The following is an 8,223-nucleotide window of genomic DNA, read 5'->3' as shown; positions in this document are numbered from 1 at the left end:
TGGGCGAGGCGCACGTGCCCATGGATGAGGCGCTGGCGTTCGTGGCGGTGGACCTGAGCGGCCGGCCGTACGCGGTCATTGAGGCCGCGTTCGCGCGGCCGGCGGTGGGCGCATTGAGCACGGAGATGATCCCGCATTTCCTGGAGACGCTGGCCACCCATGCCCGCATGACCCTGCACGCCCGGGTGCTGTACGGGAATAACGATCATCATCGGGCGGAGGCGCTGTTCAAGGCGTTGGGACGTGCCCTGCGGCAGGCGGTCGAGATGGACCCGCGGCGCACGGGCATCCCCTCCACCAAGGGGGTGCTATGATCGCTATTGTGGACTACGGCATCGGCAACCTGCGTAGTGTGCAGAAGGCCTTTGAACACGTGGGGGCGCCGGTGCGGCTGATTTCCTCGCCGGCGGAGCTAGAGGGAGCGCGCGCCATCGTCCTGCCGGGAGTGGGCGCCTTCGGCGACGGCATGCGCAACCTGCAGGAGGCGGGATTCGTGGAGCCGCTGTCTCGGGCGGTCGAGGCCGGCGTGCCACTGCTGGGCATTTGCCTGGGCATGCAGTTGTTGTTCGAGGAAAGCGAGGAGATGGGGATACATAGGGGCCTGGGCCTTCTGCGCGGACGCGTGCGGCGCTTTGCCGGCGGGCTGAAGGTGCCGCAGATCGGCTGGAACCAGCTCTTCTGGCGCCGGCCGAATCCGCTCCAGGCCGGCATCCCCGACGGCGCGTACGCCTACTTCGTCCATTCCTACTACGTGGAGCCGGCGGACCCCGACGATGTCCTCGCTGTCACCGAGTACGGTATCTCGTACGCCTCCATTGTCGGGCGGGGAAACCTGCTCGGGGTGCAGTTTCACCCGGAGAAGAGCCAGGCAGTGGGACTGCGCATCCTGCGTAATTTCGTGGAATGGGTGGTGCAAGATGATCGTGTATCCCGCCATTGACCTGCGGAAGGGCCGCTGTGTGCGCCTCTTTCAGGGGGACCCGGGCAAAGAAACGGTGTTCTGCGAGGAGCCGGCGGAGATGGCGCGCCGCTGGGTGATGGCCGGCGCGTTCTGGCTGCATGTCGTCAACCTGGACGGCGCGCTGACCAGCCGGCTGGGCTCCGCCCATGCCCCGAACCTGCGCGCCCTGGAGGAGATCCTGGAAGCGGTGGACGTATGGGTGCAGTTTGGCGGGGGCATCCGCTCCCTGGAGGACATGGAAATGCTGTTCGAGAAGGGGGTGGACCGCCTGGTGCTGGGCACGTCGGCGGTGCGCCGGCCGGCGCTGGTGGAGCGCGCCGTGCGCGAGTTCGGCGCGGAGCGCATCGTGGTCAGCCTGGATGCCCGTGAGGGGAAGGTGGTGACCCACGGCTGGCAGAAGACCTCGGCCTTCAGCCCGGTGGAGCTGGGCCGGCGCATGGCGGAGCGCGGCGTCATCCGCTGTCTGTACACCGACGTGGCCCGCGACGGCACCATGGCCGGCGTCAACGTGGAGGCCACCGCCGAGCTGGCCCGCCAGACCGGCCTGAAGGTCATCGCCTCCGGCGGCATCTCCTCCCTGGACGACCTGCGCGCCCTGCGGGAGCATGAAGGGGATGGGATCGAGGGCGCCATCATCGGGAGCGCGCTGTACACCGGCGCGATCGACCTGACCCAGGCCATCCGCGTGGGGCTTGGTTTGGAGGATTGACATGCTGGCCAAACGCATTATCCCCTGCCTGGACGTGCGCGACGGCCGCGTGGTGAAGGGCATCAATTTCCTGCAGTTGCGCGACGCCGGCGATCCGGTGGAGCAGGCCCTGATCTATGACCAGGAAGGGGCTGATGAACTGGTCTTCCTGGACATCACCGCCTCCCCAGAGCGGCGGGATATTATGGCCGATGTGGTGCGCCGGGTGGCGGATGTGGTCTTCATCCCGCTGACGGTGGGGGGAGGCATCCGCACGGTGGAGGATATGCGTGCCATCCTGATGGCCGGCGCCGATAAAATCTCCATCAATAGCGCGGCGGTGCGCAATCCCTCCATCATCACCGAAGGGGCCAGACGCTTTGGCTCCCAGTGCATCGTCGTGGCCATTGACGGCAAACGCCGGCCGGACGGCTCCGGCTGGGATGTATACATTGACGGCGGGCGGGTGCGCACGGAGCTGGAGGCCGTGGCGTGGGCGCGCCAGGCCGAGCGTCTGGGCGCCGGCGAGATACTGCTCACCAGCATGGACACGGACGGCACACAGGACGGGTACGATTTGCCCCTGACCCGCGCCGTGACAGAGGCAGTCTCCATCCCGGTGATCGCCTCGGGGGGCGCCGGCCGGCCCGAACATTTTCACGAGGTGCTCACCGCCGGCGGCGCCGACGCCGCGCTGGCCGCCTCCCTTTTCCATTACCGCACCCTGAGCATCGGCCAGGTCAAGCGCTACCTGGCGGAGCGCGGCGTGCCCGTCCGGCTGACAGAACCGCTTCCGGAAAGGTGATACCAGCATGTCCGCTTCTACTCCTTCACTCCCTGATACGCCCGAACCCGAAGCCGCTTCCCTGATAGGGCAGATTCGCTGGGACGAGCGGGGGCTGGTGCCGGCCATCGTCCAGGACGACCTGAGCGGCCAGGTGCTCATGCTGGCCTATATGAACCGCGAGGCGCTGGAGCGCACGCTGGAGACCGGGGAAGCCTATTTCTGGAGCCGCAGTCGGCAGTCGTTATGGCATAAGGGCGAAAGCTCCGGCCATGTCCAGCGGGTGCGCGCCGTGCATATAGACTGCGATGGGGACACGCTTCTCCTGTTGGTGGACCCCGCCGGCCCGGCCTGTCACACCGGTCACCGCACCTGCTTCTACCGCCGGCTGGACGGGGAGACCGACGCAGAGGCCAAACCCTTCCGCCAGCGTCTGAACGATCTGCTGGCCGGCCGCAAGGCTCACCCCAAGGAAACATCGTACACCAGCCGGCTGTTCCAGGCCGGCACCGCCCGCATCCTGCAGAAAGTCGGCGAGGAGGCCGTCGAGATCATCATCGCCGCGCAGAACGAACCCCGTGAGCGTCTCATCGCAGAGGTCGCCGATCTGCTGTATCATCTTAACGTCGCTCTGCTGGCATATGATATCGAGTGGGCGGAGGTGGACGCGGCCCTGCGCGAGCGATATCATCCCTGAACCACCGAACCAGACAATGTTGAGGAGGAGGAAGCGGCATGGTCACCCGAAGGGCGTTGTTGAGCGTGTCGGACAAGCGCGGCCTGCCGGCGTTCGCCCAGGGGCTGGCGGCGCACGGCTTCGAGCTGGTGTCCACTGGAGGCACGGCGCAAACACTGCGGGACGCCGGCCTGCCGGTCATCAGCGTCGAATCCGTGACGGGTTTTCCCGAGATCCTGGAGGGACGGGTCAAGACCCTACATCCGCATATTCACGGTGGACTGCTGGCCCGCCGACAGCATCCGGGCCATATGGCGGAGCTTCAGGCGCTGGGCATCGTGCCCATCGAGATGCTGGTGGTCAACCTGTACCCCTTTGAGGCGACCGCGACGCGCGCCGGCGTTTCTCTCGAGGAGCTGGTGGAGCAAATTGACATCGGCGGGGTGGCGCTCCTGCGCGCCGGCGCCAAGAACTACGAATCGGTGACGGTAGTCTGCGACCCGGACGATTACGAGGCGGTGCTGTCGGACCTGGAACAGTACGGGGAGGTCCCCCTGGAACGGCGCCAGCGCCTAGCGCTGAAGGCGTTCCGCCACACCGCCGGCTACGACGCCGCCATCGCCAGCACCCTGGCCCTGCGCTTCGGTGAGTCAGAGCTTTTCCCCGAGCGGTTCCCCCTGCCGGCGAAACGCATCAGCACCCTGCGCTACGGCGAGAACCCCCACCAGTCCGCCGCGCTGTACGGCCTGGGCGGGAACAGCCTGCCGCTGGGCGGACAACAGCTTCAGGGCAAGGAGCTTTCATACAACAATATCCTGGACCTGGACGCTGCCTGGCGCGCGGCGAGCGATTTCGATGAGCCGGCCGCGGCCATCATCAAGCACACCAACCCCTGCGGCCTGGCAGTCGGAGCTACCCTGGCAGAGGCGTTCCGCGCTGCGTTGGCCTGCGACCCCGTCTCCGCCTTCGGCGGCATCATCGCGGTCAACCGCCCCATGGACGCGGAGACCGTACAGGCCATGGGCGATTTGTTTGTGGAAGCGATGATCGCGCCGGCCTTCACGCCGGCGGCCCTGGAGATGCTGAGAGCACGCCCCAACTGCCGGCTTATCGCCGTGGACGTCTCCCAGCCGGTGGAGGACCGCTTCGAGATGCGGGCGGTGCGCGGCGGCCTGCTGGTGCAGACCCGCGATGAGGGTTGGGAAGGCGAGGAGTGGCGTGTGGTCAGCCGGCGCGAACCTACCCCGGCGGAATGGGCTGACCTGCGCTTCGCCTGGAAAGTGGCCAAACACGTCAAATCCAACAGCATCGTCTTCGCCAAAGGGGGCGCCACGGTCGGCATCGGCGCCGGCCAGATGAGCCGGGTGGATGCGGTACGCATCGCCAGCATCAAGGCCGGCGAGCGCGCTCGCGGCAGTGTGGTGGCATCCGACGCCTTTTTCCCCTTTGCTGACGGCCTGCGCCTGGCCGCGGAGGCCGGCGCCACGGCGGCCATCGAGCCAGGCGGATCGGTGCGCGATGACGAGGTGATTGCCGCCGCCGACGAACTGGGCATGGCATTGGTGTTCACGGGCCGGCGCCATTTCCGCCATTAGCCGATCCTGCTCCATCGCGCTCCATCATCCCTGTCACCACTGCGCCGGCGGTGGGGTTATCATAGCCAAGATCTCCACGTCCTGCCGATTTCAACAGGAGGGAAGGGGGATGGAAGGAAACGTTTCCGCCGCATCCGGCGCGGACGAGAAGGTTACCAGGAGGATGCCTGGATATGGCGGCTGTACCTGGCGTTTCGCAAGGTGGATCGCGAACTGCATCGCCTGACCGGCCGGCAGTATCCGTATATCCTGCCGGCCGCTATCCGACGCTGACGTCAGCCGACAGCGAGGTGCAAAAGGAGGAACGCCATGGGAGGGTTCAAGGAGTACGATCGCTACGATGCGTTGGGACTGGCGGAGCTGGTGCGCCGCAAAGAGGTCACCCCTCTGGAGTTGGTAGAGGAAGCAATCTCCCGGGCGGAGAAGGTCAACCCACAGGTGAATGCGGTCATCCACCCGATGTACGACCTGGCGCGCCGGCAGGCCCAGGGAGAACTGCCGGCCGGCCCGTTCCAGGGCGTGCCCTTCCTGCTGAAAGACCTGCTGGTGCATTACGCCGGCGTCCCCACCCGCTGTGGCAGTCGCTTTTTCAAGGACTTCGTCCCCGACCATGACAGCGAGATGGTGCGGCGCTACAAGGCCGCCGGCGTCATCATCATGGGCAAGACCAACGCGCCGGAATTCGGCCTCGTCCCCTTCACCGAGCCGGAGCTGTTCGGCCCCACCAACAATCCCTGGGACCTGTCGCGCACCGCCGGCGGTTCCAGCGGCGGTTCCGCCGCGGCCGTGGCCGCCCGCATCGTACCCATGGCGCACGGCAACGACGGCGGCGGTTCCATCCGCATCCCGGCTTCCTGCTGTGGGGTGTTCGGATTGAAGCCCACGCGCGGCCGCAACCCCATCGGCCCGGACCTGGGCGAGGCCTGGCAGGGGCTGGCCATTGACCATGTGCTGACCCTCTCTGTGCGGGACAGCGCCGCCATGCTGGACGCCACCGCCGGCCCGGATGTGGGCGCGCCCTATTTCGCGCCACCGCCGGCCCGCCCGTTCCTCGAGGAGGTGGGCAAGGACCCCAGCCGCCTGCGCATCGCCTTCACCACCCAGCCGCTGTTGCCGGCGACCGTGCATCCGGACTGTGTGAAAGGCGTCGAGGAGACAGCCAAACTGCTGGCGGATCTGGGCCATGATGTGGAGGAGGCCGCGCCGCAATTGGATGGGAGAGCCTTCGCCCGCGCCTTTCTCACCATGGTATGCGGGGAGACGCTGGCCGATATCCGGGACGGTGAGGTGCTGGTCGGGCGCAAGGCGACGTTCCAGGACTTTGAGCCTTCCACCTGGGCGCTGGGACTGCTGGGCCGGCAGATTTCCTCCGGCGAATTCGCTCAGGCGGTGCGGACGCTTCAGCGCTTCGCCCGCCAGGTGGCCCAATTCTTCCAGGAATATGACGTGCTGTTAACGCCGACGTTGGCCATGCCGCCCTTCCCCTCCGGCGCGCTTCAGCCGAAGGGATTCGAGGCCTTTGCGCTGAGACTCCTGGGCCGGCTGAACGCCGGCGCCCTGCTGAACGCATTGGCCGGCATCGAGGCGCTGGCGGAGCAGGTCTTCGCCTTCATCCCCTTCACGCCGGTCTTCAACGTCACCGGTCAGCCGGCCATGTCGGTGCCGCTGTACTGGAACGCCGAGGGACTGCCCATTGGCATGCACTTCGTCGGGCGCTACGGCGATGAAGCGACCCTGTTTCGGCTGGCCGCACAGCTTGAGCAGGCGCGCCCCTGGTTCCACCGCCGGCCGCCTGTCTGCGCGGGGTAACACGCCGCGGCAATCCTGAACACTGGCTGGGAATGGGGGATATGCGCTGTATAGCAGACGCGATGCTGGGAACACTGGCCCAGTGGCTGAGGACGCTGGGGTACGATGTGCTCTACGACCCGTCCCTCGATGATGATGCGCTGGTGCGCATCGCCCGGGCCGAGGGGCGGGTACTGCTGACCCGGGACACCGCGCTCCTGCGCCGGCGCAATCTGCAGACGCTGTACATCACCAGCCAGCGGTGGGAGGAGCAGGTTCGCCAGGTGCTGAGGGACCTGCCCCTCCCGCCGCCGGCACCACTGACGCGCTGTCTGGAGTGCAACACCCCGCTCGAGGACATGCTCCGCAGTGAGGCCTGGGGATTAGTGCCCCCCTATGTCTTTGTGCGCCATGAGCGCTTCCGCTTCTGCCCCGACTGCCAGCGCGTGTACTGGCAGGGCACGCACTGGGACCGCATGCAGCGCACCATCGAGGAGTTCATCGCCTACTGGGAGGCACATCACCCCCCGCCGGCATCAGGGCGTCGGTAAGCCGGCGCCTATTTCAGCGACAGGATCAGCGTGCGCAGGTTGGTCGCAATCAACAGTAATCCGATCAGGATGCCCAACCACTTCTGCGGTATCTTTTTGCACAGCCAGGCCGCCAGCGGCGCCGCGATCACCCCTCCAACCAGCAGACACGCTACCACGATCCAGTCGAACTGCTCTGCCCCAAGAGAAATGAGGAAGGTGATGGAGATCGCCAGGGTGACGAAGAACTCCGAGGCATTGACCGACCCCACCACCCGATGCGGCTGTACGTTGTGAGAGAGGATGAGGGTCGGCGTGGTGATAGGACCCCAGCCACCGCCGCCGAAGGCATCGAAGGCCGCCGCAATCAGCCCCACCAGGACGATCCTCCAGGTGGGGAGGATTTTTTCGGCCTTCGCGCCGGCCGCCTCGGCCACCGCCGGCGGGTCCGCCGCCGCACGGGCATCCTCGCGGTACTTCACGGCGAAGCGCCACACCACCAGGATGCCCATCAGGATCAGGATGGCGCTGACCACCGGCTTGATCTGACTGCCCGGCAGGTTGGAGAGCAGTACCGCGCCGGCAACCCCACCGATAATGCCGCTGATGGAAAGCGGCAGGGCCAGCTTCCAGTCCACATTGCCCAGGCTGTGGTGAGAGATGCCGGAGACCAGGGTGCTCACGACCTCAGCGGTGTGGACCGAGGCGCTGGCGACAGCCGGCATCAGGCCGGCGGCCACCAACAGCGTAGTGGAAAACACGCCGTAGCCCATGCCCAGACTGCCATCCACCATTTGAGCGATAAAGCCAATGAGGGTAAGGACGAGGAGGGTGGGAAGGGAACTGCTCATGGTGTTCTTGCTCCTTTCTGCGAATGGCACACAGCGGCCGCCCAGAATGTGAAAGCCGGTGCAATTATAGCATATTATCACGGATAAGTCAATGATATTTACTTGATGTATCATGCCAATAAACTCCCCTCCCTGTAGACGGGGAGGGGTTGGGGGTGGGGACGCTCCCCTCCCCGCATGAGGGAAGGGGCCGGGGGTGGGGCACTCCCCTCCCCGCATGGGGGAAAAGGCCTGGGGTGGGGCATCCCCTATTTGCCCTGGCCGCGCGCCGGCATATAATGGAGCCATCCATACCTTGGAGCACGGCGGAATGGCCAACGCGGAAGCTGACAAACGACAGATCGCACGTG

The 8,223-nt window shown here is 66.3% G+C and carries 9 protein-coding genes; 8 read left to right on the top strand and 1 reads right to left on the bottom strand.

Features of this window, described 5'->3' with window-relative positions; translation table 11 throughout:
• The 8 genes from H5T60_08595 to H5T60_08560 all read left to right on the top strand — a co-directional run.
• On the top strand, positions 1 to 314 hold a 314-nt coding region (locus H5T60_08595; GenBank protein MBC7242489.1), incomplete at its 5' end, for an imidazoleglycerol-phosphate dehydratase.
• Positions 311 to 940, top strand: coding sequence for an imidazole glycerol phosphate synthase subunit HisH (hisH, locus tag H5T60_08590; protein ID MBC7242488.1), 630 nt, complete (start codon positions 311 to 313; stop codon positions 938 to 940). The genes H5T60_08595 and hisH, both read left to right, overlap by 4 nt.
• Positions 918 to 1,670, top strand: a complete 753-nt coding sequence (hisA, locus tag H5T60_08585) for a 1-(5-phosphoribosyl)-5-[(5-phosphoribosylamino)methylideneamino]imidazole-4-carboxamide isomerase (GenBank protein ID MBC7242487.1) — start codon at positions 918 to 920, stop codon at positions 1,668 to 1,670. Before hisH ends, hisA begins: the two co-directional genes overlap by 23 nt.
• Position 1,671: 1 nt before the next feature.
• Entirely contained in the window at positions 1,672 to 2,454 is a 783-nt protein-coding gene (hisF, locus tag H5T60_08580; protein MBC7242486.1) for an imidazole glycerol phosphate synthase subunit HisF, read from the top strand.
• 61 nt (positions 2,455 to 2,515) lie between these two features.
• Complete coding sequence (locus H5T60_08575; protein ID MBC7242485.1) at positions 2,516 to 3,130, top strand: bifunctional phosphoribosyl-AMP cyclohydrolase/phosphoribosyl-ATP diphosphatase HisIE; 615 nt, start codon at positions 2,516 to 2,518, stop codon at positions 3,128 to 3,130.
• Positions 3,131 to 3,168: 38 nt separating this feature from the next.
• On the top strand, positions 3,169 to 4,704 hold the full coding sequence (gene purH / locus H5T60_08570) for a bifunctional phosphoribosylaminoimidazolecarboxamide formyltransferase/IMP cyclohydrolase (protein ID MBC7242484.1): 1,536 nt from the start codon (positions 3,169 to 3,171) through the stop codon (positions 4,702 to 4,704).
• 309 nt (positions 4,705 to 5,013) lie between these two features.
• On the top strand, positions 5,014 to 6,513 hold the full coding sequence (locus tag H5T60_08565) for an amidase (GenBank protein MBC7242483.1): 1,500 nt from the start codon (positions 5,014 to 5,016) through the stop codon (positions 6,511 to 6,513).
• 62 nt (positions 6,514 to 6,575) lie between these two features.
• The gene (locus tag H5T60_08560) at positions 6,576 to 7,043 is read left to right on the top strand and encodes a Mut7-C RNAse domain-containing protein (protein ID MBC7242482.1); all 468 of its coding nucleotides are present in this window, start codon (positions 6,576 to 6,578) and stop codon (positions 7,041 to 7,043) included.
• An 8-nt stretch (positions 7,044 to 7,051) separates the two neighbouring features.
• On the opposite strand, the gene H5T60_08555 is transcribed toward H5T60_08560, so the two are convergent.
• The gene (locus H5T60_08555) at positions 7,052 to 7,873 is read right to left on the bottom strand and encodes a sulfite exporter TauE/SafE family protein (protein ID MBC7242481.1); all 822 of its coding nucleotides are present in this window, start codon (positions 7,871 to 7,873) and stop codon (positions 7,052 to 7,054) included.
• Positions 7,874 to 8,223: the final 350 nt, after the last annotated feature.

This window comes from Anaerolineae bacterium (assembly GCA_014360855.1).
Lineage (GTDB): Bacteria > Chloroflexota > Anaerolineae > JACIWP01 > JACIWP01 > JACIWP01.
This window is presented reverse-complemented; position numbering and strand designations above follow the sequence as displayed.

Coding starts and splice junctions, on each gene's coding strand:
- hisH (MBC7242488.1), top strand. CDS start 311: ATGATCGCTATTGTGGACTACGGCATCGGCAACCTGCGTAGTGTGCAG.
- hisA (MBC7242487.1), top strand. CDS start 918: ATGATCGTGTATCCCGCCATTGACCTGCGGAAGGGCCGCTGTGTGCGC.
- hisF (MBC7242486.1), top strand. CDS start 1,672: ATGCTGGCCAAACGCATTATCCCCTGCCTGGACGTGCGCGACGGCCGC.
- purH (MBC7242484.1), top strand. CDS start 3,169: ATGGTCACCCGAAGGGCGTTGTTGAGCGTGTCGGACAAGCGCGGCCTG.
- H5T60_08565 (MBC7242483.1), top strand. CDS start 5,014: ATGGGAGGGTTCAAGGAGTACGATCGCTACGATGCGTTGGGACTGGCG.
- H5T60_08560 (MBC7242482.1), top strand. CDS start 6,576: ATGCTGGGAACACTGGCCCAGTGGCTGAGGACGCTGGGGTACGATGTG.
- H5T60_08555 (MBC7242481.1), bottom strand. CDS start 7,873: ATGAGCAGTTCCCTTCCCACCCTCCTCGTCCTTACCCTCATTGGCTTT.